Genomic DNA, 21,280 nt, shown 5'->3' on the forward strand with positions numbered 1-21,280 from the left:
GCTCCGCATGGACAGCGCAGCCATCGATCGCTTCGAGGCCGGCCGGGCCCGGCTGGCCTCGTTGGCGTACCGTCTGCTCGGCTCGGCGGCCGACGCCGAGGACGCCGTGCAGGACGCGTTCCTGCGCTGGCAAGCCGCGGACCGGGAACGCATCGAGGTGCCGGAGGCGTGGCTGACCAAAATCGTCACCAACCTCTGCCTCGACCGGCTCCGCTCGGCGCAGGCCCGCCACGAGCGCGCGGCCGGCGACCGGCTGCCCGAGCCCCTCTTCGAGGGCGACCCGATGCTCGGCCCCGCCGCGACCTTCGAGCAACGCGAATCGGTGTCCCTGGCCGTCCTGACCCTCATGGAGCGCCTCGCGCCGGTCGAGCGGGCCGCCTACGTCCTGCGCGAGGCCTTCACCTACCCGCACGCCGAGATCGCCGGGATCCTCGGCATCAGCGAGTCGGCGAGTCAGCAGCACGTCCACCGGGCCCGGCGCCGGATCGCCGCCGAGCGCCGCGCCGGCGAGGAGGTGGACCGTGCGACGGCGCGACGGGTCGTCGAGGAGTTCCTCGCCGCCGCCGCATCGGGGCGCACCGAGCGGCTGGTGGCGATGCTCACCGCCGACGTGACCATGGTCTCGGACGGCGCCGGACTGGCGAAGCGGCTGCTGCGGTACCGCACACCCGAGCGCGTCGCCACCATCGTCCGGGCCGGCTTCAAGCCCACTCCCGCGAAGCTGCGGCTGGCCGGCGGCGCCCCCTCCTTCCACATCGCGCTGGTCAACGGCTCCCAGGCCGTCCTCGCCGTGGTCGACGACCGGGTCGTGGGCGCAGTGGCGTTCGAGCTCAGCGACGGCAAGGTCGCGTCCCTGTGCGGCATCGCCGCCGAGGACCGGCTGACGCGCCTCAACGAGGCCTGGCAGCAGCACCAACCCAACGCACCGGCCATCACCGCATGGTGATCCGCCGCCCGCCCGTACCCGCGCAGCTCAACATCAGGACGGGCGGAGCCCGTTCCGGCGCTTTGCACCTGATCGACCGGACGGGGTGTCCTAGTTGTTCAGATCGAACACCACCGTGACCGGCGCGTGGTCCGACCAGCGCTCGGCGTGGGTGTCGGCGCGCTCGACGTAGGCCTCGACGGCCTTGGCGGCGAGGCCCGGGGTGGCGACCTGGAGGTCGATCCGCCAGCGGATGGACGCCTTTTCTAAAAGAGTCCACTCGTTCGAGTGTGGGCTGTTCGAGGGTGCCCGCTGGCCTGGGCGGTAGGGGACCTCCTGTGAGCATCATGACGGTTTCGGCGCCGGTTCGGGCGGTGGTTGGTTCGCGTGTGTCGGACACGCACGGGGGATGAGGGCAAGGTCTCGCACCTGGTGCAGGTGGAGTCGGCGACCTGGCACGCGGTCTTGAAGGAGTGGGAGATCGTCGGGTCCTTCGAGGACCTGGACGTCTCCGCGGAGATCACGCCGTGGAAGCGCCCGGACCTGGGTCCGTGGCTGACCGAGCGCCAGGGGGAGTGGGCGCGATGGTGTGGGCCAAGGTCGACCGGGCGTTCCGCTCGGCCAAGGACAGCGCGGACCTCGCCCACTGGGCGGAGGAGAACCACAAGGTCCTGGTCTTCACCGACGACGGGATCACCCTGGACTACCGGGAGGGCCGCGAGTCGTCGTTCGGGAACGAGCTGGCCAAGACCTTCCTGATGCTGGCGTCGATCTTCGCGGAGATGGAGCTCAAGCGGATCAAGGCCCGTGTCACGGCCGCGCACAAGCACTTGCGGAAGACGGACCGATGAGCGGGCGGGCAGCCGCCGTACGGGTACCGGATCGTGGACCGGCCGGGTGGTGGGCGGACGCTGGGGCCGGACCCGGTCACCTCCGAGGCCGTCCGCTACATGGGCAAGCTCCTCGTGGAAGGCCAGAGCCAGTGGATGATCGCCACGGCCCTGGAGGCCGCTGGCTTCGACACACCCGCGACCCACGCGTACAAGAACCAGGGCGACACTTACACGGGCAAGCGCAAGACTGCCCCCTCGAACCACTGGAACCCGACCAGCGTGGGCAAGATCCTGCGGTCGCCGGCGACGATGGGCCTGAAACTGACCGGCCGCTCCGTGAAGGCGCGCAAGATCGCCCGCGACGCCAAGGGCCTGCCGATCCGGATGGCCAAGCCCCTCTTCACCGAGGAGGAGTGGGTCGCGGTCCAGGCGGCGATGGACGAGCGGGCGGTCACGAAGGAGCGCTCGAACGGCGCTTCGCCCTGGCTGTGCGTTGCGCACTGCGACCGCTGTGGCGATCGGTTCTACCGGCAGGTGAACCTCGCCAAGAACGGAAGATCTCGCTCCATGAAGTGCACGTCCGTCCAGTGCAGGCCGAGTACCTCACCGCGCCGCAGACCGGTTCCCAGGATCACCTCGAACAGGTCCCCAGATGGGCGGACTGCCATCAGTGACGGATGGCTACGGACAGACATCGCCATGTCCTTGCTGGGTGACCTGTCTCGACGGACCACAGCTGATTAGCATGCAGAGCATGATGTTATCCGACTTCTCTCAATCGCCTTTGCGGGCCGTGCTCTTCGCCGACGGGGTGTTCGGGCAGCTGGAGGGCAAGACCGCGCAGGGGGTGCTGCGCCACAGCTCGATCCTGGAGACCGTCGCGGTCATCGATCGATCGCTGGCACGAGGGTCCACCGGGACTGTGGTGGTCGGGACGGACATCCCGATCGTTGCCTCGCTGGACGAGGCCATGGGATTCCGGCCCGAAGCCCTGGTTGTGGCGCTGACGGAATCCGACTACGGCGAATGCGTGGATGGGCAGTTCCAGCATGCGCCGCGGGTACCGGGAGACATCCCGGAGTTCTGGTGGGAGCAGATCCACGCTGCGGTACGCGGCGGACTGCACGTCATATCCTGTCTCCATCTGCAACTGCTTGGCACCGACCTCGTGGATCTGCTCGCCGAAGGGCAGCGGATCGTCGACATCAGGCGCCCCTACGATGAACTGCCCAAGTACTCCGGGCGGACGCACCGTAGCCGTGCCCGGCTGCTGCACGTGGCGGGAAGTGACTGCGTCGTCGGGAAGCGGACAACCGCACTGCAGTTGCAGCATGCGGCCCGGTCGCGCGGCGTGGATACCGGTTACGTCGGCACCGGGCAGACCTGCCTGCTCGTAGGCTCCAGTGAGGGCGCGATCATTGACCGGACGCCGGTGTTTCAGGCGGCAGGTCTGGTGGAGCATCTGGTTCAAAAGGCAGATCCGCAGTACGACCTGCTGGTGATCAAGGGGCAGGCGTCCGTGCTGCACCCCGCGTTCGGCGGCCTGGCGACCGCAATCCTGCAGGGATCCCGGCCTGATGTCGTGGTTTTCGTGCACGACCCGCAGCGCAAGGTCCGGTACCACTGGGAGCATCTACCCGTCGCTGACCCTGAGGATGAGATCGCGCTGGTGGAACAGCTGGGCGGGGCTCCGGTGGTCGCGGTCGCGACCCGCGGCCAGGAGAACGTCAGGGCCCTGAGGTATCTGGGGCTGCCCGTTGCCGACATGCTGGTCGATGACGGTGCGGCGCAGTTGATCGACGCCGTGGAGTCCGTTCTGCTGAGGGCGGGCACCCCGCTTCACCGGACGGCGGCGCAGGGTTCGGATCGGGAGTTCTGATGACGGCGGTGGAGGTCGCCCTTGCGGCCAGGGCAGGCTTTGCCGAGTGCCCGACCTGGGACGTGGCGGCGGGCACCCTGTTGTGGGTCGACATGAGTGAGTGCGCCGTTCACCGGTTCGACCCGGCCGACGGGCGCGACACGGTGACGACGTTCGCCCAGCCGGTGGCGGCGGCGAAGCCCCGTGCCGACCGGGGGCTCGTGCTCAGCCTGAGGGACGGCGTTGCCGTGACCGATCGGGACGGAACGCTCCGGTGGCTCGTCGACTGGTCCGAGAGCGGAGTGCGCGGTAACGACGCGGGCGTCGACGACCGGGGCAGGCTGTGGGTCGGCACGATCGCCGGCGAGGCGAGCCCGGGATCGCTGTCCTGCCTGTCGCCGGACGGTCGGTTCGAGGCCGTGGCGACGGACCTCCGGATGAGCAATGGCATCGCCTGGAATCCGGAGGCGTGCCTGATGTACCACGTGGACACCCCGACCCGGCGCATCGACGTCCTCGATTACGACTCCGCGACGGGCCGTGCCACCAACCGGCGGATGTTCGCCGAGGTCACCGGTACGCCTGGAGTGCCGGATGGCCTGTGCGTCGATGCCGAGGGCGGGGTGTGGGTCGCACTGTTCCGCGGGGGCGCGGTGCGGCGCTACGCTCCGGACGGGCGCCTCGACCGGGAGATCGTGGTCCCCGCCTCGCTGACGACTTCCTGTACCTTCGGCGGGCCGGACCTGACCGACCTCTATGTGACGACGGCCCGCCGCGATCTGGGTCAGGTGGAACCCATGGCTGGGAACCTCTTTGTCGTCCCTGGCCTGGTGCAGGGTTGTCCGGCCACGCCGTTCGCCGGGTAGTCGGACGCCACGTCAGGGTGGCGGGCGGCGGGCACCGCCGTCCGCCACCCTGACGAGAGCGGTGGAATCCGTGATCAACGACTCACGCGGGCGTAGGCCTCGGAGACCTGCACCAGCCAGGCCACGTCGGCGGCGAAGTCCTGACTGCCCGGGCCGACGGGGGCGATGGGTGTCTCCGCCTCGGCCGGATCGTCGCACCGGTGGTGTGTCGCGAAGGCGGCTGCGATGAGCGGCGCCTCCTGCTCGGCCCGGCCCGCCTGTTCCGCCTGGCTGCTGCCGCCGACGGCGGCGGGTGGACGTACCAGGACGGCGTCCTTGCGGAGGGCCAGATAGCCGTCCCTGATCTCGATCACCCTGCGGTGCAGATGGAAGGACAGGTCGGAGACGGCGGTCAGGTCGCTGCCGGATGCGGGCTGCAGTGAGATCTCCGGATAAGCCCGCTGCAACGCCGACCAGAGCGGGCGAAGTCGGCGGTAGCTCCGGTAATCCGCACACCATTCGAGTGCCGCGGTCACGCGTGGACCCCACAGCAGGGCCGTCCACCCGACGATGTTCAGGACCATCCCTGCCGTGAGGTCGGTCCGCGAGACGTTCGCCCACCGCGTGGGGTGCCAGCCGTACGGGACGAGGAAGATGTCGGCGAACCTCATGGCTGGGTACACGAGTTCGAGGGCCGCCCCGCAGGCCGCGGTGCGCAGACCTCGCCGCACCCACGGGTCCCCACTCGGCCGGGCGTAGAACCAGCACGCCCGGGCCACGATCACTTTGCCGACGGCGAACGCGGAAAGGTAGGTGACGAGGTAGGCGATGAAGATGGGCTGGTCCCCGGGGTGCTCGAACGAGTTCCGGGGCTTCCCGTGCCTGGAGGCCAGGTAGTACAGCAGGGTCATCGCGATGGGTACGCAGCCCAGGGCGATCAACCGGCGACGGCAGCGGATGCGGGCCTCGGGTCGTGGATGGGTCCAGAGGATCAGCAGAATCTGCTGACAGGTGATCGCGGCGATGATCCACATCTGGACCCCCACATTGTACCAGGTCACGTACCCGAACAAGCCGCCGGTCCAGCGCGACGGTACGGACAGTGCGAGGTACATGCCCTGGCAGCCGAACGCGCCGCACATGGCGACGAGTGCCGGATCCCGCCGATAGCCGCGCAGCAGCGGGATCAGCGTCGAGGTGAAGGCGACCCAACAGGCCAACGAGCCCATCAGATACCGTAGATGGGTCACAACCTGCCCCCTCGACGCCAGTCGAGCGAGCCGTGGATGCGGCCCAGAGTGCTGTCGGGGTCGGGTTTCGAGCGCTTGGATTCCTCGTTCCGCAGGGCCCTGCCGAGGAGGAACGCCATGATCTCCGCTTCCTGCTCCTGTTCGTCCGAGAAGTTTTCACGGTGCATCAGGTCCTGGATCAGGGATGGATCCAGATCAGGGAACAGCAGCGCCCCGATGTCGGTCTCGATCGAGCCGGCGCGGCGGTGTCCGCAGATGAGGTGGGCCAACTCGTGGGCGACGATGTGCTCCTGGTGATGCTGGCTGGTGTTCTCCTCATGGACGATGTAGTCCGCGTCCGGGAAGGCGAGCAGGAGGCCGGACGGGGCTGCGGCTTCCAGCGGCATCGGGATCAGCCGGATGGGCCTGTTCCGTGTGGCGTTGAGGTGGGCGCACAAGGTGACCATGTCGTAGGCCTCGGGAAGCCCGAGGGAGGCAAGCCGCTCCTCACAGGCCCGGCGCAGGGCTTGCATGTCGTTCCCCCGATTGCGGTGTCCGCGCCAGAAGAGCACGGCCATGCTATTCCTCGGCATCCGGTGGCGCGTTGCGTTGCCGGCCCTGCTTTGGCGTGGCCGCGTGCAGCTTGCTGACCTCGCGGATGATCCGGGCCAGGGACTTGCGGCCCGCGTCGTCCATCCGCATCGCCCGGAGCGCGATGTCGCGAACTTGGGCGTCGCGCATGGCTGTGGTGATCGCGAGCTGGGAGTCGACCCGCTCGACCGTCTCCTCGTCGAAGAAGTAGGCCACGGGTACCCGGAAGAAGGCCGCGAGGGCTTCGAGATGACGCTTAGTCGGATTGTCGCGCTGACCGGTCCGCAGCTGCCAGACGTAGCTCTTCGAGAAGGTTCCGCCGTTCAACTCGCTGCAGCCGCGGGCGACTTCCTCATAGGTGTATTCGCGCCCGTCCTTCCGGATGTTGGTGAATAGCTTGTCGATCTTCTCGGCCAGTGAGGGCATCAAGGCTCCTTGCGTGCACCACGGTGAGCTGGCGCGGGGTAGGTGTTCATGCTAGTTGACAGCCTCCGGGCCCGCACCTAGGGTGCCAAGAGTGTCAACGGGTGCGAACGGAGCAACAGTTGACGTTCGCTCAGGTCGTACATGTGGAGCGGCCGAATCCGACGGGACGGGGGGTCAGGTAGTGCGCCACGATCTGCAGGCGGGTCCGCTCGGGACGCTGGTCGTCGAGCCCTGCGGATTCCGCAGAGCCGCCGACATCCCGGGATCGTCTGGCTGAACGACGGGCCGGCAGGCCCGTTCACCGTCTCGACGGGGAGCAGGGAACTGCCCGTCGATGTGTCCGGCCGACTGCCGGGCTTCCTTTGCGGAGGCTTCCGGGTGATCCCTCTTCGGCATCCCGACGTCGGTGCCACGGTGCGCACCAGGTCTGGTGCTCGGGCATCGCCGTGGTAGACCGCCTCGGGCGCTGGCCGACGAGCCTCTTGGCATGCACCTGAAATCGGGAGGAGATGGCATGCGCATCCGAATCCTGGAACCCTTCAGGGTCGAATCGAATGGAAGATCGATCGCACCGACGGCCGGCAAGCCGCGGCAGATCCTGGCCCTGCTGGCCCTCAACGCCGGGCAGACGGTCCGGGTCCACACGCTCATGGCCGAACTCTGGGCGACCGCTCCGCCGCAGAGCGCGCTCGCCACCCTCCAGAGCTACATCTCCCAGCTCCGCAGAGGACTGGACGTCGCGCTCGGCCCCGACGCGCCGCACCACGCCCCGGGCGTCATCGTCCGATGCCACGGCGGCTACCGGTTGGACATCGCGCTGACGGCCGTCGACGTCCACGAGCACCACCGACTGGTCGCCGTCGGCGATGCCCATTTCGCGACCGGGAACGACGTCGAGGCGGCGGCCGCATACTCGGCCGCGTTGGCCTTGTGGCAGTCTCCCGTCCTCGCGGGCGTGCCGTGCGGCAGGGTCCTGGAGGCCGAGCGGCGGCGCCTCGGGGTCGCCAGGATGGTCGCACTGGAGCGACGGATCGACACCGACCTGCGCCTGGGGCGGCATGCTGAGCTGTTGACCGAGCTCGCCGGGCTCCTCGACCGCCACCCGCTGCACGAAGCGCTGCATTCGCAGGCCATGGTCGCCCTGTACCGGTCCGGTCGACGAGCGGAGGCGCTGGGCGTCTACCGCAGGCTGAGCCGGCGCCTGGTCGAACATCTCGGGGTCGAACCGTCGCCGCAGCTCCAGCGCCTGTACCAGGCCATCATCACCGTCGACCCGACGCTGGTCGTCGCGGCCGGCCCTCGGCACACATCGACCTTCGACCTGTACGCGGCCTGAGTCGGGGAGCCGTCAGTTGTGGCAAGTGACGCGGCGCCAGCCACGCGTGAGCGTCCGTTTCTCTCCGCACACGGGAGCGTGACCCATGGAGTTCAGGCTGCTCGGGCCGGTGGAAGTGCTGCGTGACGGGCATTCGATCCCGCTTGGAGGCAGCAAGCCCAGAACGCTCCTGGCCGTTCTGCTCCTCGCGGAAGGACGGGCCGTGTCCGAGAGCCAGCTCAGCGCCGTGCTGTGGGACAGTCGCCCGCCCCGGACACGCCGGGCACAGATCCACACCTACGTATCCCGGCTGCGCAAGCTCCTCGGCCCCTGCGCCGACATCGTGCGCACCCGGACCGGGTACCTGTTGCGTTGCCCGGAGGGAACCCTCGACGTGGCGGAGTTCCGGCGGCGGGTCGGGCTGGGGTACGACGAGGCCCGCCGCGAGCGGCACGCGGAGGCCTCTGCGGAGCTGGCCGCGGCGCTGGCGATGTGGCGGGGTCCGGCCCTGGAGGGGACCACCGAGTTCCTGCTGGAGGAGGAACAGTCGCGGCTGGAGGAAACCCGGCTGGCGGCGCTGGAGGAGCGAATCGCCGCGGACCTCGCCCAGGGGCGGCACAGCCACGTCCTCGCGGAGCTCTACAAGCTGGTGGAGGAGCACACCACGCGCGAGCGGATGCGGGCCCACCTGATGACGGCGCTGTACCGCAGCGGCCGGCAGGCGGATGCACTGGAGGTCTACCAGCGCGGGCGTGATCGGCTGGCGGCGGCGGGCTTGCGTCCCGGGCCGGTCCTCGACAGGGTCTTCCATGCGATCCTCGCTGCCGACCTCGCCCTCGATGCCCGGCCGGTCGGCCCGCTGCACGCAGGGGCGCGGCGCGCAGACCGCCCGTGCCTCCTGCCCCCTGACACAGCCGACTTCACCGGTCGCACTACGCATGTGGAGCAGCTCGGCGCACGGCTGCGGTCGACGCACCCCGACACCCTGGTGATTTCGGGTGCCGTCGGCGTGGGCAAGAGCGCACTGGCCATCCACCTCGCTCACCGATGCCTGGACGCCTTCCCTGACGGTCTGATCTACGTCGACTTCGACGGCATGCTCCCGTACCGGGACCGGACCAGGGCCGCATTGGGCCACCTGATCGAGGCCCTCGACCCGAGCAAGGCGCTGCCGGATTCGATGGAGGCGCGCAGCGCGATCTACCGAACCGCCCTCGCCGGGAGCCGGGTCCTGGTGCTCATCGACGGAGCTGTCGATGAGGCTCAGGTACGGCCACTGCTGCCGGGCCCCGGGCCTGCACGGGCCTTGGTGACCGCGCGGGCCCGGCTGGCTGCGTTGGGCGAGACACACCGAACCGACTTGGTCGGCTTCACCCCGCAAGAGGCGTTGGAGTTGCTTGGCCGGATCGTCGGACCGCACCGGATCGCCGCCGAACCTGAGGCGGTGCAGCGGTTGCTGGCCTCGTGCGCGTACCTCCCGAGGGCGGTGCGCGCCGCCGGGGCCAGGCTGGTGGCACGCCCGCACTGGACGGTGGGTCAGCTCGCCGACCGGCTCGCCGACCCGTCCCGCAACCAGCTCGACGAACTACGGATAGCCGACCTGGACCTGCGGGAGTCGCTGGCCAGGGCCTACCGGGAGCTGCCCGCGGAGTCCCGGTGGGCGGTGACCCAGCTGGCCCTGTTGTGCCCGCCCCGGATCTCGGTACGCGAGGCGGCCATGGCCCTCGACCTGCCCGAGCGCGCGACGGAGGACCTACTGGAGGGCCTGGTCGAGGCCCGCGCCCTCGAACTCGTCCCCGGGGAGGACCCGGGCGGCGCCGGCTACGCCATCCCGAGATTCTTCGGGCTGTTCCTGGCCGAACGGCACGGCAAGGCGGCGGGAACGGCCTCGTCGGATCGCCTGGTGCAGGGTGGGCCACTGCGCCGTGTGGCTGGGTGAATGCGCAAGGCGCCGCGGCGCCGAGGGAAATCGCCCCGGCTCCTCCAGTCCCTGTATAGCGCCGGCCCCGCCGGATATAGCGAGGTTCGGCAACATGGCGGGAGACGGGGGCCGAAACAGAACATCGAGGTTGCGCTCAGTATGCGGTCCCGGGGTCAGAAGCTAATCCGGTGACAAAGCTGAGGTGGTCGAGTGCAATTCCGTTTGCTGGGGAATCTCGAAGCGACGCCGGCCATGGGCGGCGAACCACTGGTATTCGCGCCCAAGCTGCGCGCGGTACTGGCACTGCTGCTCATCTCCCGGGGACGAACCGTCCCCATCAGTCAGTTCGTCGAGGAAATATGGCTGGACCGGCCGCCCACCGCGGTCTCGGCCACGATGCAGACCTACATCTACCAGCTGCGCAAGTTGCTCGGGGCCGAGGGTGAGACGGGCGCGGCGAGCCTCGTCACGGACTCCGCGGGGTACGCCCTCAAGGGGTGCGCAGGGGACGTCGACGTGCACGTCTTCGAATCCTTCTTCGAGGAGGGCAAGGCGGCCCTGAAGGCGGGGGACCACGAGCAGGCCATCGAGTGCTTCAGCCGAGCGCTCGCGGTATGGCGCTCGACGGCGGCTCTGGCCGACGTGCCCAAGGGGGCCTGCCTGGAGGCGTTCGCCGTCCGGCTGGAGGAGGCACGGATGCAGGCGATCGAGCTGCGCATCGAGGCGTGCCTCCGGCTCGGCCGGGAACTGGACGTGCTGCCCGAACTGCGGGCGCTCGCCGTGAACCACCCGCTGCACGAAGGCCTGCACGGCCAGCTGATGCTGGCCCTGCACCGGGCCGGCCGGCGCCACGAGGCACTGGAGGCCTACCGGGCGTTGCGCGAGGAGTTGTCGCGGGAGCTCGGGCTGGAGCCCTGCGCGGCTCTCCAACGGCTTCACCGCTCGCTGCTTGCTGGTGACCTGGAGCCCGTTCGCACCGCTGGTGGGGTCGTTGCGGCGCCGTCCGTCGTACCAGCTCAACTTCCGCCTGAAATAACAGAGTTCTGCGGCAGAAAGGCGGAGCTGGCGCAGCTGGAGCAGCTCCTCACCGCCACCGGCGGGCCGGGTCCGAGGATTGCGGCGCTCAGTGGCATGGCCGGCGGCGGCAAGACCGCGCTCGTCGTGCATGCAGCGCACCGGGTGCGCCGACGCTACCCGGACGGGCAGTTCTTCGCGTGCTTCCAGGGCAACCTCGGCGTGCGCAGTGGCCGACCGCCGGACCCGTACTCGGTGATCGGTTCCTTCCTCCGCGGCATCGGCTTCCTGCCGCACCAGATCCCCGACGACCTGGCCGGCCGCAGCCAGCTGTTCCGCAGCTGGTGCGCGGACCGCAGCGTGCTGATCGTGCTGGACGACGTCTGCTCCGAGGAGCAGGTCTGGCCACTGCTGCCGGCCGGACCGCACTGCGCCGTCCTGGTCACCAGCCGTGCCCCGCTCTACGCGCTCGGCGGGGGCCGGGGCATCGAGGTCGGTACGCTGCCCGCTGCCGACGCGGTGGAGCTGCTGTCCCGGGTCTCCGGCTGTGCCTGGGACAGCCACGACCGGCCCATGGCCCGCCTGATCGCCGACAGATGCGAGCACCTGCCGCTGGCGGTTCGGGCGGTCGGCTCCCTGCTGGCTCAGCCCTCGCGACTGTCGCTGCGCCGGGCGGTGGACCGGCTGACGGATCGCCGCCAGCGGTTGCAACTGCTCCGCAGCGGCAACGCCGACCTGTGCGGACGGCTGGAGCACGCGTACGGGCGCCTCGACCCATTGGCGCGCCGCGTGCTGCGCAGTATGGCCGACGTCCCGGCTGAGGGGTTCACCGCAGGCGCGGTCGCGCGGCTGCTGGGGCTGGCCGAGTGCGAGGCCGAGGCTGCCCTGGAGCGGCTGTACGACGCCCGGTTCGTGGTGGCCCGGGCCGACCAGGGCGGCGCGGCGACGCAGTACGGCCTGATGGAGCTCGTGCGGCTGTTCGTCGACCAGCAGCAGGACGAGGAGGGCCTGCGGGCGGAGCTCGTCGACTGTGTGGCCGGCTCGGCGGTCTTCACCACCCCGTGAGGGTTCCTTCAGGGGGCCTTGGCACGCTCATTTCGGAAACACTCGTGGAAATCCAGAAAGCATCTCTGCTGACGGGAGGCTGGAGTGCGGGAATTTACCCTCGGGGACCTGGTGGATCTCACCCGGACCCACGCCGGTGAGTCGGAGGAGGGCGCGCTCGACGGTGACATCGTCGACGTCCTCTTCACTCACCTCGGTTATGACTCGGTTGCTTTGATGGAGGTTCTGGGCCAGATCAAGTACCAGTACGGAATCGACCTCGCGGAGGACGCCGTGACGGCGCTCCGCACTCCCCGTGCGGTCATCGAGATGGTCAATGCGGTAATCCTGTCCAAAGACGACAACGGAAAGAAGGTTCTGTCGTGAGTGAGGCCGAGAAGACTGCCGCGGAGCAGTTCCTCCCGAACGACCTGTACGGTCTGCAGCTGGTCCTGCTCGCGTCGGGCAGCCGCCTCTTCCAGGTCGTCAACGCCCTCGCGGAGCTGGGCATCGCCGACCACCTGGCAGGCGGACCGCTGCCGATCGCGGAGCTGGCCGAGCGGGCCGGCGCCCACGAGCAGGCGTTGCAGCGGGTGCTCCGGGCCACCGCCATGCTGGGCATCTTCGCCGAGGGGCCGACCGGCGTCTTCAGCTCCACACCGGTCACCAAGGCGCTGACCCAGGACAACCCACACGGAGTGTTCCCGCTGATCCGCTACAACCACATGGAGCTCACATCCCGTCCCTTCGAGCACATGGTGCACAGCCTCAGGATCGGCGAGCCGGCCTTCCAGCAGGCCTTCGGCACCACGTTCAACACGTACCTGGAGCAGAACCCGGAGGCCGACCGGTTCTGTGACGAGTTCCAGACCTACTGGGCCAAGCAGTTCGCCGAGGAGGAGCTCGACCAGTGGGACCTCGGCCGCTTCGCCAGCATTGCCGACCTCGGCGGCGGTGACGGCTACTTCCTCGCCCAGGCGCTCCGGCGCTACCAGCAGATGACGGCGCACCTGTTCGATCTGCCCTGGATGGCGAAGAAGGCGGAGCAGATCTTCGCGGACCACGGTGTCGGCGACCGCGCGGACATCATCGGTGGCGACCTCCTGACGGACCGGCTGCCGCGAGGAGTCGAGTGCTACTTCGTCAAGGCCGTGTTCATGCGCTTCTCCGACGAAGAGGCCCTCACGGCGCTGCGCAACATCCGCGCGGCGATCGGGGACGACGCCAGGGCGCGCCTGCTGATCGTCGACTCCGTGCTCAAGCCCGGCAACGAGTGGGACCACGGCAAGCTGCTCGACCTCGACATGCTCGTGTTGCACGGCGGGCGTAAGCGCACGCTGGACGACTGGAACGCGCTCTTCTCGCGCACTGGCTTCGAGCTGCTGAACGAGCCGATCTACCACTGGGACCTGCTGGAGTGCCGACCGGTCTGAGGCCCCCGTGGCCCGGCTCGAAGCGAGGTCTCCGGTCCAGCCCCCAAGGAGGAATGACATGGCGCCGACAGGCGTGTCCCGATCGACCCTGCACGACATCCTGACCACCCGGATCGGCCTGGAGTCGGAGGCCGTCGACGAGGCGGGCTCGGCCACGCTGGCCGACCTCGGCGTCGACTCCATCGGCTTCATCGAGCTGCAGAAGGCCGTGTCCGACGAGTACGGCGCGGAGCTGCCCGAGGAAGCGCAGGCCTGGAGTGTCGGCAAGATCTTCGACCACCTGAATGACAGCCCGAGGGGGACGAACTGATGGCGAGCAGCACCGACAACTCGGTCCACATCGCGGCACCCCTGGACGTGGTGTGGCGCCTGACCAACGACGTCCGGACCTGGCCCGGGCTCTTCACTGAGTACGCCGCGGTCGACGTTCTTGACGAGGACGGCCCCACCGTCCGCTTCCGGCTGACCATGGTGCCGGACCATGACGGCACGGTGTGGAGCTGGGTCAGCGAGCGCACCACGGACGAGGCGACCCACTCGGTGCGCGCGCACCGAGTCGAGACCGGTCCATTCGTGTACATGCGCATTCACTGGACGTACCGGAGCGACGACGAGGGCACGTTGATGCGCTGGCGTCAGGAATTCGAGGCCAAGCCCGAAGCGCCCTTCGATGACGCGGGCATCACCAAGCGCATCAACGACAACACCCGCATTCAGATGGATGTGATCAAGCAGAAGGTTGAGACGGCCGCCGCCGCCCTGCGGGTTTGAACCGGCCCGCGGTGCGGCGACGGACCAGCTCGACCGCGGCTGGAGGGGGAAGAGGATGACAGACCGAACGCTGCACGACTGGTTCGTCGGCTCCACGGCCCGGTGGGGGGAGGCGGTTGCCCTCGAAGTCGACGGACAATCCCTGACGTACCGACAGCTCGACCAGGAAGCCGATCGAATCGCCCGGGTGGTCCTGGCCGGCGGCGAAATCGCGCCCCGGCGGGTCGGGCTGTACGCCGCCCGGTCGGTGCTCGCCTATGCCGGCTACCTGGCTGCGCTGCGGCTGGGGGCCACCGTCGTACCGCTCAACCCGTCCTTCCCCGCAGCGCGCAACGAGAGGATCGTCCGCGCCGCCGGTCTGGACGTGGTGATCGCCCAGGACACCGATCCGGGGCTCCCGGCGCCCGTCCGCGGCGTGGGGTCGCTGCCCGCTCTGCCGGCGGCGGCTCCACCGGACCGGCTCCCGGCCGGTGCCGGGCGCCGGTCGGACCCGGAGGAGGCGGCGTACATCCTCTTCACCTCCGGGTCGACGGGCGCACCCAAGGGCGTCCCGGTTGCACACCGCAACGTCGACGTGTACCTGCGGCACGTCATCCCGCGGTACCGGCTGGAGCCCGGTGCCCGGCTGACGCAGAACTTCGACCTCACCTTCGATCTCTCGGTGTTCGACCTCTTCGCCGCCTGGGGATCGGGTGCCACGCTCGTGGTGCCCACCAGGGGCGAACTGCTGTCGCCCGCGAAGTTCGTTTCCTCGCGCGGCATCACCCACTGGTTCTCGGTACCATCCGTGATCACTGTGGCGCAGCGCCTGGGCCGGCTGGGCGAGAACTCCATGCCCGGGCTGCGCTGGAGCTTGTTCTGCGGGGAGCCGCTGACGGTCGAACAGGCCCGCGCATGGCAGCGGGCGGCGCCCGGCAGCACCGTGGAGAACCTCTACGGTCCGACCGAACTCACGCTCAGCTGCGCGCAGTTCCGGCTGCCGACGGACTGCACCGGATGGCCGGAGACGGCCAACGGCACGGTGCCGGTGGGTGAGCTGTACCCCGGGCTGGAGGCCCTGGTCCTCGGAGAGGACGGCCGCCCGGCCGCGACCGGAGAGCTGTGCGTCCGTGGCGCGCAGCGGTTCGCCGGCTACCTCGACCCGAGTGACAACCGGGGCCGCTTCGTCACCCTCGACAGCACCGGGGCGAGCATGTGGGACCGGTCGGCGCCTCCCCCCGGCGAGGCCTGGTACCGCACCGGCGACCGGGTCCGCGACGAGAACGGATGCCTGGTTCACCTCGGCCGCCTCGACGACCAGGTCAAGGTGCAGGGGTACCGGGTGGAGCTCGGCGAGATCGAGGCCGTGCTGCGCGGCCATCCCCGGGTGGCCGAGGCGGTCGTGGTCGCGATCCGGGAGGACGGCGGACCGGTGGTGCTGCACGCGGTGTGCGTCGGCGATGGCGATGGCGATGGCGATGGCCACAACGAGGAACTGCTGGCGCTGCTGCGGGCTCGGCTGCCGCAGCACATGGTGCCCCGGAGCGTCGTCTTCCGGCCCCGGCTCCCGCTGAACCCCAATGGAAAGGTCGACCGCAACGCGATCAGGACAGCTGTTGCGGGCGCATGACGGCAAGGAGGGCATTGATGCAGCGAGTTCTCTTTATCGACCGGATGAACCCGCACGACGCGGACGAAGTGGCGCGGATCTGGCAGGCGCACGACGCGACGGGCCTGCCCGAGGAGATCGGGGTCGCGCGCCGGCAGTTGTACCGGTTTCACGGCCTGTACGTGCACCTGGTCGAGGGTCGCTCCGACCTGACGGACGACCTGACCGACCGGATCCTCGCGGCTCGCGGTGCCCGGGAGTTCATCGAGACGCGGGACGAGCTGGGGCGCTTCTTGACGCCCTACTCGCCCGAGTTCAGGAACCTCACGGCCACCAGGGCGGAGGAGTTCTACCACTGGCAGGCCTGACCTGACCCCCCGCGCGTCCGACCCGCCTCGCGGGCACCGGCCCGCACCCTGTTCCAACCCTTGTGAACCCCTACGAGAAGGAGAGTTATCCCTGTGTCCGGTCCGGTCAAGATCTCCATGGCAGACGCACCGGTGAGCACACGGCTGGGCGGGGCCATCCGCCCGCTGCTGACCCCGAAGTCGGTCGGGGCGAGTTCGGGGTTCCTCGGCACGATGACCCTGCAGCCCGGTGAGTTCATCGCTGAGCACTACCACCCGTACTCGGAAGAGTTCATGTTCGTCGCCCAGGGCGAGGTCGTGGTGCGGATCGACGGCGAGGAGATCGTCGCACGTGCCCACGAGGCCGTTCTGGTACCCAAGTTCCGCTCCCACCGGTACGAGAACCGCGGCGCCGAGCCGGCGCTGATGGTCTTCCAGATGTCACCGCTGGCGCCCAGCCCCGAGGAGGGGCACGTCGAGGTGGAGAAGCCGCCGTTTCCGTCGGCGATACCGCCGGTCGTGGGGAAGTGACCATGCCACGTGCCGTCATTACCGGTATGGGGGTCGTCGCCCCGGGTGGGGTGGGCACCAAAGCCTTCTGGGAGCAGATCACCTCCGGTCGTTCCGCCACCCGTACGCTGTCCCTCTTCGACGCCACCGGGTACCGGTCGCAGATCGCCGGGGAGGTCGACTTCGACCCGATCGCGGCGGGGCTGACCGCGCGGCAGGCTGAAGAACTCGACCGCATGGAGCAGTTCGCCCTGGTGGGGCTGGCCGAGGCGGTCGCCGACAGCGGCATCGAACTCGACGCGGTCGATCCCGCCCGGATCGGCGTCAGCGTCGGCACGGCGGTCGGCCTGACCATGGGCCTGGAGCGTGAGTACGCGAAGACCAGTGATCGCGGCCGGAAGTGGCTGGTGGACCACACCCTGGCCGCTGCCACGCTGTTCGACAACTTCATCCCCTCCTCGCTCGCCCGTGAGATGGCTTGGGCGGCTGGGGCCGAGGGCCCCGCGACGGTGGTCTCCACCGGCTGCACTTCCGGGCTGGACGCCGTCGGCTACGCGCTTGACCTGATTCGCGAGGGCTCCGCCGACGTCGTGATCACCGGTGCGACCGACGCGCCGCTGTCGCCGATCACCTACGCCTGCTTCGACGCCCTGCGAGCCACCTCGCCGGACAACCACGACCCGGCCGGGGCGTGCCGGCCCTTCGACCGGACCCGCAACGGCTTCGCCCTCGGCGAGGGCGCTGCGATCTTCGTCCTGGAGAGCGAGGAGCACGCCCGCCGGCGGGACGCGCACATCTACGCCGAACTGGCCGGGTTCGCCACCCGGTGCAACGCTTACCACATGACCGGGCTGCGGCCGGACGGCGCCGAGATGGCGGAGGCCATCCGCTCCGCCATGGCGCAGGCGAAGCTGCCCCGCGACGGGTTCCAGTACATCAACGCACACGGCTCCGGCACTCGGCAGAACGACCTGCACGAGACGGCCGCGTTCAAGGACGCTCTCGGCGCCGCCGCCTACGACACCCCGGTCAGCTCCATCAAGTCGATGATCGGTCACGCGCTCGGGTCGGTGGGCTCTATCGAGATCGCGGCCTGCGCGCTGGCGATCGAGCACGGAGTCGTACCGCCCACTGCCAACCTCCACGCGCCGGACCCGGAGTGCGACCTGGACTACATCCCACTGGTCGCCCGCGAGCTGCCGGTGCACACCGCGCTCACGGTGGGCAGCGGCTTTGGAGGGTTCCAGAGCGCGGCGATCCTGCGCCGAGTGACGGAGGGCCGGGCATGAACGAGCGGATCGTCGTCACCGGCCTTGGCGTGGTAGCCCCTAATGGGGTGGGAACCGACGAGCATTGGGACGCCACCATCGCCACCCGCAGCGGCCTGGGCACCATTTCGCGGTTCGACCCGACGCCGTACCCCGTCCGTGTGGGCGGCGAAGTCGCCGCGTTCGCCGCCGCAGAGCACGTCCCCGGTCGGCTGATCCCGCAGACCGATCGGACCACCCGGTTCGCCCTCGCTGCCGCCCAGTGGGCGGTCGACGACGCGAGCGTCGACTTCGCCGCGCTCGGTACATACGACGCTGGGGTGATCACCGCGAGCGGGTGCGGCGGCTTCGAGTTCGGCCAGCGTGAACTGCAGAAGCTGTGGAGTCAGGGCCCGCAACGGGTCAGCGCCTACCAGTCGTTCGCCTGGTTCTACGCGGTCAACACCGGTCAGCTGTCCATCCGCCACGGCGCCCGCGGCGCCGGCTCGGTGGTGGTGACCGAGCAGGCCGGCGGCCTCGACGCGCTGGCGAGCGCCCGGCGTCGGCTACGCAGCGGAGACCTCTCGGTGGTGCTCAGCGGAGGAGTGGACGCCCCGCTGTCTCCATGGGGCCTCACCGCACAGATCCCGGTCGGACTGCTCAGCACCCGCCGGGACCCGGAACGCGCCTACCTACCCTTCGACGTGGACGCTGCGGGCTACGTTCCCGGCGAGGGCGGAGCCATCCTGGTGGTGGAGGAGCTGGTGGCCGCCCGCCGACGCGGAGCCCCGACGGTGTATGGCGAGATCGCCGGCTACGCGGCGACGTTCGACCCCCGCCCCGGCTCCGGGCGCCCCCCGGCCCTGGCCCGCGCGATCCGCGGCGCGCTCGCGGACGCCCGTACGGCTCCCGCGGACGTCGACGTCGTCTTCGCCGACGCGAGCGGGGTCCCCGAGCGGGACACCGCCGAGGCGGCCGCCCTGCGGGAGGTCTTCGGAGCACGGGGCGTCCCGGTGTCCGTGCCCAAGACGATGACCGGCCGACTCTACGCCGGCGGCGCCCCGCTCGACGTGGCCGCGGCCCTGCTGAGCATCCGGGACGGTGTCGTCCCGGCCGCCGTGCACCTGCACAGGATTCCGGACGGCTACGGACTCGACCTCGTGCTCGGCGAACCCCGCGAACTGCCCGTCCGTACAGCCCTCGTCGTGGCCCGGGGCCATGGTGGCTTCAACTCGGTACTAGTCGTTCGCGCCGTCTGAAGGAGACGAACCCGATGGCAGTCATCACCCCTGAGAACGGTTACTACACCCTCGTCAACGTCTTCACGGTAGCGCCCGAGGACCAGGAGCGGATCTACGGCGAGGTCCTCGACGCCACCGACGTCATACAGGAGTTCCCGGGTTTCGTCTCGGCGAACGTCCACAAGAGCTACGACGGCACCCGCGTCATCAACTACGCCCAGTGGCACAGCAAGGAGGAGTTCGACGCGATGCGGTGCCACCCGGACGTCCAAGACCACTTCAAGGCCTGCCGGGCCATCACGGACGACATCACGCCGATCTTCTGCGAGGTCGTGCACGTACACCGGTCCCCGTCCGCGGAGGCGGAGCGTGTCGCCTGACGCCCACGGTCGGTGGTTCCTGGGCGGTGGGCCGCCCGAGCCCGCCCGAACCGTCCTGTACTGCCTCCCCAACGCGGGCGGCGGTGGCACGCAGTACCTGTCGTGGCGGCGCCTGATGCCCGACACCCTCTGGGTTCAGCCGGTGCAGCTCCCCGGCCGGGAGAACCGGGTCCTGGAGGACCCGCGCTTCGAGGCGGAGGAGGTGGCCGAGGCCTTGGCGGGGCACGTGGATCGGCCGTACGTCCTGTACGGGCACAGCATGGGCGGCCGGCTCGCCTGGGAGGTGGCCGTCGAGCTGATCCGCCGGGAAGCCCGCCTGCCGGAGCGGCTCTACGTGGCGGCGAACCCGGCACCACGGGAGAACTCACCGTGGGCAGGGCGTTGGGCGGCGCTCAGCGAGGAGGAGTTGTTCGAGGAGGTCGTCGCTCTGGGAGGGGTGCCACCGCAGGTGCAGGAGCACCCGGCGCTGGGCCGACGCGTCGCCAGGATCCTGGCTGCGGACGTGGCCTGGCTCGCCGGCCGGGGATCCGGTGGCCGGGACGCCCCGCTGCCAATCCCTATCGTCGCCCTGGCGGGGGAGGGTGATCCGTTGGTCCGGCCCGCGCACATGGCCGGTTGGGCCGACTGCACGTCCGAAGAGTTCCAACTGCACATGATCGCCGGCGGCCACCTCTTCCACGCGGAGAAGGCCGAGGCCGTCACGTCGTCGATTCTGCAGACTGTTGCTGCCACGAGAGGAGATCTCCATGGGGTCCGTTGATACAGATGCCCAGCTCCAGTCGGTGATGGACATCGCCAGTGGGTTCTGGCGGGCGCGTGCGCTCTTCAGCGCCGTGGAACTGGACCTGTTCACCCACCTGGCCGAGCGGTCCGCCGGCCGGGAGGAACTGCAGGCCTCGCTCGGCCTGCATCCGAGTGCGGCAGCGGACTTCCTCGACGCGCTCGTCGCCCTCGGCCTGCTCCAGCGCGAGGACGGCCGGTACGCCAACACTCCGGCGGCCGAGCGCTTCCTGGACAAGGGCAAGGACTCGTACGTCGGCGGGTTCTTCACCTTCATGAGTCACTCCCTCTACCCGGCCTGGGGCCGGCTGACCGGGCTGCTGCGCAGCGGTGGCCGGCAGGAGGGACTGGACGACTTCGGCGATTGGTACAAGGACCTCGACCAGGTCCGCGGCTTCATGCATGCGATGGACAGCGTGTCCGCGCCGGTGACCGAGGAGCTCGTCCGCCGCTTCGACTGGTCCACGTGCCGGACGTTCGCCGATCTCGGCGGCGCCCGTGGCAACCTCGCCGGCCACCTGGTCAAGGCCCACCCGCACCTGCGCGGCACCACCTTCGATGTGCCCGCGGTCAAGCCGCTGTTCGAGGAGCATGTGGCGAAGCTCGGCGTCGTCGACAAGGTGTCCTTCCAGGGCGGCGACTTCCGCTCCGACCCGCTGCCCGAGGCCGACGTTCTGATCTTCGGTCACGTCCTGCACGACTGGGACACCGAGACCCGGGCCCTGCTCGCCCGGCGCGCCCACGACGCGCTGCGCCCGGGGGGAGCCCTGCTCATCTACGAGGAGCTGCTCGACGACGACCGCCGCGGGCCGGCCCGTTCGCTGCTGATGAGCCTCAACATGCGGCTCGTTCGCAGCGGAGGTTCGGAGTACACGGCGGCCGAGAGCCGGGTCTGGTTGGCCGAGGCCGGGTTCGCCGAGGTCACGGTGGAGGAGCTGACCGCGACAGAGCGCCTGATCGTGGCCCGCCGCAAGTAGGGCCA

General features: G+C 69.7%; 23 protein-coding genes and 1 pseudogene. 20 read left to right on the top strand and 4 right to left on the bottom strand.

Annotation, left to right across the window (positions count from 1 at the left end; all coding sequences use genetic code 11):
- The first annotated feature begins 7 nt into the window (after nt 1-7).
- A complete protein-coding gene (locus tag ABT048_RS26740; protein WP_350524047.1) occupies nt 8-946 on the top strand; it encodes a sigma-70 family RNA polymerase sigma factor in 939 nt (312 codons plus the stop codon).
- Nucleotides 947-1,036: 90 nt separating this feature from the next.
- Here ABT048_RS26740 and ABT048_RS26745 read toward each other — a convergent pair.
- Nucleotides 1,037-1,174, bottom strand: a pseudogene (locus ABT048_RS26745) (exodeoxyribonuclease III); the annotation flags it as partial.
- A gap of 335 nt (nt 1,175-1,509) precedes the next feature.
- Here ABT048_RS26745 and ABT048_RS26750 point away from each other — a divergent pair.
- From ABT048_RS26750 to ABT048_RS26765, 4 genes are read left to right on the top strand one after another with little or no spacing between them, the layout of a single operon-like run.
- The gene (locus ABT048_RS26750; protein ID WP_350524048.1) at nt 1,510-1,776 is read left to right on the top strand and encodes a recombinase family protein; all 267 of its coding nucleotides are present in this window, start codon (nt 1,510-1,512) and stop codon (nt 1,774-1,776) included.
- 33 nt (nt 1,777-1,809) lie between these two features.
- The gene (locus ABT048_RS26755) at nt 1,810-2,502 is read left to right on the top strand and encodes a recombinase family protein (RefSeq protein ID WP_350524049.1); all 693 of its coding nucleotides are present in this window, start codon (nt 1,810-1,812) and stop codon (nt 2,500-2,502) included.
- A 10-nt stretch (nt 2,503-2,512) separates the two neighbouring features.
- Complete coding sequence (locus ABT048_RS26760) at nt 2,513-3,637, top strand: DUF1611 domain-containing protein (RefSeq protein WP_350524050.1); 1,125 nt, start codon at nt 2,513-2,515, stop codon at nt 3,635-3,637.
- Nucleotides 3,637-4,482 (top strand): SMP-30/gluconolactonase/LRE family protein, encoded by an 846-nt coding sequence (locus ABT048_RS26765; RefSeq protein WP_350524051.1) that lies wholly within the window; start codon nt 3,637-3,639, stop codon nt 4,480-4,482. The genes ABT048_RS26760 and ABT048_RS26765 overlap by 1 nt, the downstream gene beginning before the upstream one ends.
- 74 nt (nt 4,483-4,556) lie before the next feature.
- Here ABT048_RS26765 and ABT048_RS26770 read toward each other — a convergent pair whose 3' ends face one another.
- From ABT048_RS26770 to ABT048_RS26780, 3 genes are read right to left on the bottom strand one after another with little or no spacing between them, the layout of a single operon-like run.
- The gene (locus ABT048_RS26770; RefSeq protein ID WP_350524052.1) at nt 4,557-5,690 is read right to left on the bottom strand and encodes an MAB_1171c family putative transporter; all 1,134 of its coding nucleotides are present in this window, start codon (nt 5,688-5,690) and stop codon (nt 4,557-4,559) included.
- Nucleotides 5,691-5,707: 17 nt separating this feature from the next.
- Nucleotides 5,708-6,268 carry a toxin gene (locus ABT048_RS26775; protein ID WP_350524053.1) on the bottom strand — a complete coding sequence of 187 codons (561 nt, stop codon included), beginning with the start codon at nt 6,266-6,268 and terminating at the stop codon, nt 5,708-5,710.
- 1 nt (nt 6,269) lies between these two features.
- Nucleotides 6,270-6,707 (bottom strand): XRE family transcriptional regulator, encoded by a 438-nt coding sequence (locus tag ABT048_RS26780; protein ID WP_350524054.1) that lies wholly within the window; start codon nt 6,705-6,707, stop codon nt 6,270-6,272.
- A 514-nt stretch (nt 6,708-7,221) separates the two neighbouring features.
- Here ABT048_RS26780 and ABT048_RS26785 point away from each other — a divergent pair.
- The 15 genes from ABT048_RS26785 (at nt 7,222) to ABT048_RS26855 (ending at nt 21,275) form a co-directional block, all read left to right on the top strand.
- The gene (locus ABT048_RS26785; protein ID WP_350524055.1) at nt 7,222-8,043 is read left to right on the top strand and encodes an AfsR/SARP family transcriptional regulator; all 822 of its coding nucleotides are present in this window, start codon (nt 7,222-7,224) and stop codon (nt 8,041-8,043) included.
- An 85-nt stretch (nt 8,044-8,128) separates the two neighbouring features.
- Nucleotides 8,129-9,961: an AfsR/SARP family transcriptional regulator gene (locus tag ABT048_RS26790; RefSeq protein ID WP_350524056.1), complete on the top strand. Its 1,833-nt coding sequence runs from the start codon at nt 8,129-8,131 to the stop codon at nt 9,959-9,961.
- Nucleotides 9,962-10,195: 234 nt separating this feature from the next.
- Complete coding sequence (locus ABT048_RS26795) at nt 10,196-12,022, top strand: AfsR/SARP family transcriptional regulator (RefSeq protein WP_350524057.1); 1,827 nt, start codon at nt 10,196-10,198, stop codon at nt 12,020-12,022.
- A gap of 111 nt (nt 12,023-12,133) precedes the next feature.
- Entirely contained in the window at nt 12,134-12,388 is a 255-nt protein-coding gene (locus ABT048_RS26800; protein WP_350524058.1) for a phosphopantetheine-binding protein, read from the top strand.
- Nucleotides 12,385-13,434, top strand: coding sequence for a methyltransferase (locus ABT048_RS26805; protein WP_350524059.1), 1,050 nt, complete (start codon nt 12,385-12,387; stop codon nt 13,432-13,434). Before ABT048_RS26800 ends, ABT048_RS26805 begins: the two co-directional genes overlap by 4 nt.
- 58 nt (nt 13,435-13,492) lie before the next feature.
- The gene (locus ABT048_RS26810) at nt 13,493-13,744 is read left to right on the top strand and encodes an acyl carrier protein (protein WP_350524060.1); all 252 of its coding nucleotides are present in this window, start codon (nt 13,493-13,495) and stop codon (nt 13,742-13,744) included.
- On the top strand, nt 13,744-14,205 hold the full coding sequence (locus ABT048_RS26815) for an SRPBCC family protein (protein ID WP_350524061.1): 462 nt from the start codon (nt 13,744-13,746) through the stop codon (nt 14,203-14,205). Before ABT048_RS26810 ends, ABT048_RS26815 begins: the two co-directional genes overlap by 1 nt.
- A gap of 55 nt (nt 14,206-14,260) precedes the next feature.
- Nucleotides 14,261-15,814, top strand: coding sequence for an amino acid adenylation domain-containing protein (locus ABT048_RS26820; protein ID WP_350524062.1), 1,554 nt, complete (start codon nt 14,261-14,263; stop codon nt 15,812-15,814).
- A gap of 17 nt (nt 15,815-15,831) precedes the next feature.
- Nucleotides 15,832-16,161: a TcmI family type II polyketide cyclase gene (locus ABT048_RS26825; protein WP_350524063.1), complete on the top strand. Its 330-nt coding sequence runs from the start codon at nt 15,832-15,834 to the stop codon at nt 16,159-16,161.
- 117 nt (nt 16,162-16,278) lie between these two features.
- A complete protein-coding gene (locus ABT048_RS26830; RefSeq protein WP_350524064.1) occupies nt 16,279-16,671 on the top strand; it encodes a cupin domain-containing protein in 393 nt (130 codons plus the stop codon).
- A gap of 2 nt (nt 16,672-16,673) precedes the next feature.
- The gene (locus ABT048_RS26835; RefSeq protein WP_350524065.1) at nt 16,674-17,939 is read left to right on the top strand and encodes a beta-ketoacyl-[acyl-carrier-protein] synthase family protein; all 1,266 of its coding nucleotides are present in this window, start codon (nt 16,674-16,676) and stop codon (nt 17,937-17,939) included.
- Nucleotides 17,936-19,156: a ketosynthase chain-length factor gene (locus tag ABT048_RS26840; RefSeq protein ID WP_350524066.1), complete on the top strand. Its 1,221-nt coding sequence runs from the start codon at nt 17,936-17,938 to the stop codon at nt 19,154-19,156. The genes ABT048_RS26835 and ABT048_RS26840 overlap by 4 nt, the downstream gene beginning before the upstream one ends.
- A gap of 14 nt (nt 19,157-19,170) precedes the next feature.
- On the top strand, nt 19,171-19,518 hold the full coding sequence (locus ABT048_RS26845) for an antibiotic biosynthesis monooxygenase family protein (protein WP_350524067.1): 348 nt from the start codon (nt 19,171-19,173) through the stop codon (nt 19,516-19,518).
- The gene (locus tag ABT048_RS26850) at nt 19,508-20,278 is read left to right on the top strand and encodes a thioesterase II family protein (protein ID WP_350524068.1); all 771 of its coding nucleotides are present in this window, start codon (nt 19,508-19,510) and stop codon (nt 20,276-20,278) included. Before ABT048_RS26845 ends, ABT048_RS26850 begins: the two co-directional genes overlap by 11 nt.
- The gene (locus ABT048_RS26855) at nt 20,265-21,275 is read left to right on the top strand and encodes a methyltransferase (RefSeq protein ID WP_350524069.1); all 1,011 of its coding nucleotides are present in this window, start codon (nt 20,265-20,267) and stop codon (nt 21,273-21,275) included. Before ABT048_RS26850 ends, ABT048_RS26855 begins: the two co-directional genes overlap by 14 nt.
- Nucleotides 21,276-21,280 lie beyond the last annotated feature (5 nt).

Origin of the sequence: Kitasatospora sp. NPDC096140 (assembly GCF_040303045.1) — a bacterium.
In the GTDB taxonomy this organism is placed as follows: Bacteria; Actinomycetota; Actinomycetes; order Streptomycetales; family Streptomycetaceae; genus Kitasatospora.

What these genes read in the sequence shown, in the direction of transcription:
- ABT048_RS26740 (WP_350524047.1), top strand. Translation starts at nt 8, where the DNA reads ATGGACAGCGCAGCCATCGATCGCTTCGAGGCCGGCCGGGCCCGGCTG.
- ABT048_RS26750 (WP_350524048.1), top strand. Translation starts at nt 1,510, where the DNA reads ATGGTGTGGGCCAAGGTCGACCGGGCGTTCCGCTCGGCCAAGGACAGC.
- ABT048_RS26760 (WP_350524050.1), top strand. Translation starts at nt 2,513, where the DNA reads ATGATGTTATCCGACTTCTCTCAATCGCCTTTGCGGGCCGTGCTCTTC.
- ABT048_RS26765 (WP_350524051.1), top strand. Translation starts at nt 3,637, where the DNA reads ATGACGGCGGTGGAGGTCGCCCTTGCGGCCAGGGCAGGCTTTGCCGAG.
- ABT048_RS26770 (WP_350524052.1), bottom strand. Translation starts at nt 5,690, where the DNA reads ATGGGCTCGTTGGCCTGTTGGGTCGCCTTCACCTCGACGCTGATCCCG.
- ABT048_RS26775 (WP_350524053.1), bottom strand. Translation starts at nt 6,268, where the DNA reads ATGGCCGTGCTCTTCTGGCGCGGACACCGCAATCGGGGGAACGACATG.
- ABT048_RS26780 (WP_350524054.1), bottom strand. Translation starts at nt 6,707, where the DNA reads ATGCCCTCACTGGCCGAGAAGATCGACAAGCTATTCACCAACATCCGG.
- ABT048_RS26785 (WP_350524055.1), top strand. Translation starts at nt 7,222, where the DNA reads ATGCGCATCCGAATCCTGGAACCCTTCAGGGTCGAATCGAATGGAAGA.
- ABT048_RS26790 (WP_350524056.1), top strand. Translation starts at nt 8,129, where the DNA reads ATGGAGTTCAGGCTGCTCGGGCCGGTGGAAGTGCTGCGTGACGGGCAT.
- ABT048_RS26795 (WP_350524057.1), top strand. Translation starts at nt 10,196, where the DNA reads ATGGGCGGCGAACCACTGGTATTCGCGCCCAAGCTGCGCGCGGTACTG.
- ABT048_RS26810 (WP_350524060.1), top strand. Translation starts at nt 13,493, where the DNA reads ATGGCGCCGACAGGCGTGTCCCGATCGACCCTGCACGACATCCTGACC.
- ABT048_RS26815 (WP_350524061.1), top strand. Translation starts at nt 13,744, where the DNA reads ATGGCGAGCAGCACCGACAACTCGGTCCACATCGCGGCACCCCTGGAC.
- ABT048_RS26820 (WP_350524062.1), top strand. Translation starts at nt 14,261, where the DNA reads ATGACAGACCGAACGCTGCACGACTGGTTCGTCGGCTCCACGGCCCGG.
- ABT048_RS26825 (WP_350524063.1), top strand. Translation starts at nt 15,832, where the DNA reads ATGCAGCGAGTTCTCTTTATCGACCGGATGAACCCGCACGACGCGGAC.
- ABT048_RS26830 (WP_350524064.1), top strand. Translation starts at nt 16,279, where the DNA reads ATGGCAGACGCACCGGTGAGCACACGGCTGGGCGGGGCCATCCGCCCG.
- ABT048_RS26835 (WP_350524065.1), top strand. Translation starts at nt 16,674, where the DNA reads ATGCCACGTGCCGTCATTACCGGTATGGGGGTCGTCGCCCCGGGTGGG.
- ABT048_RS26840 (WP_350524066.1), top strand. Translation starts at nt 17,936, where the DNA reads ATGAACGAGCGGATCGTCGTCACCGGCCTTGGCGTGGTAGCCCCTAAT.
- ABT048_RS26845 (WP_350524067.1), top strand. Translation starts at nt 19,171, where the DNA reads ATGGCAGTCATCACCCCTGAGAACGGTTACTACACCCTCGTCAACGTC.
- ABT048_RS26855 (WP_350524069.1), top strand. Translation starts at nt 20,265, where the DNA reads ATGGGGTCCGTTGATACAGATGCCCAGCTCCAGTCGGTGATGGACATC.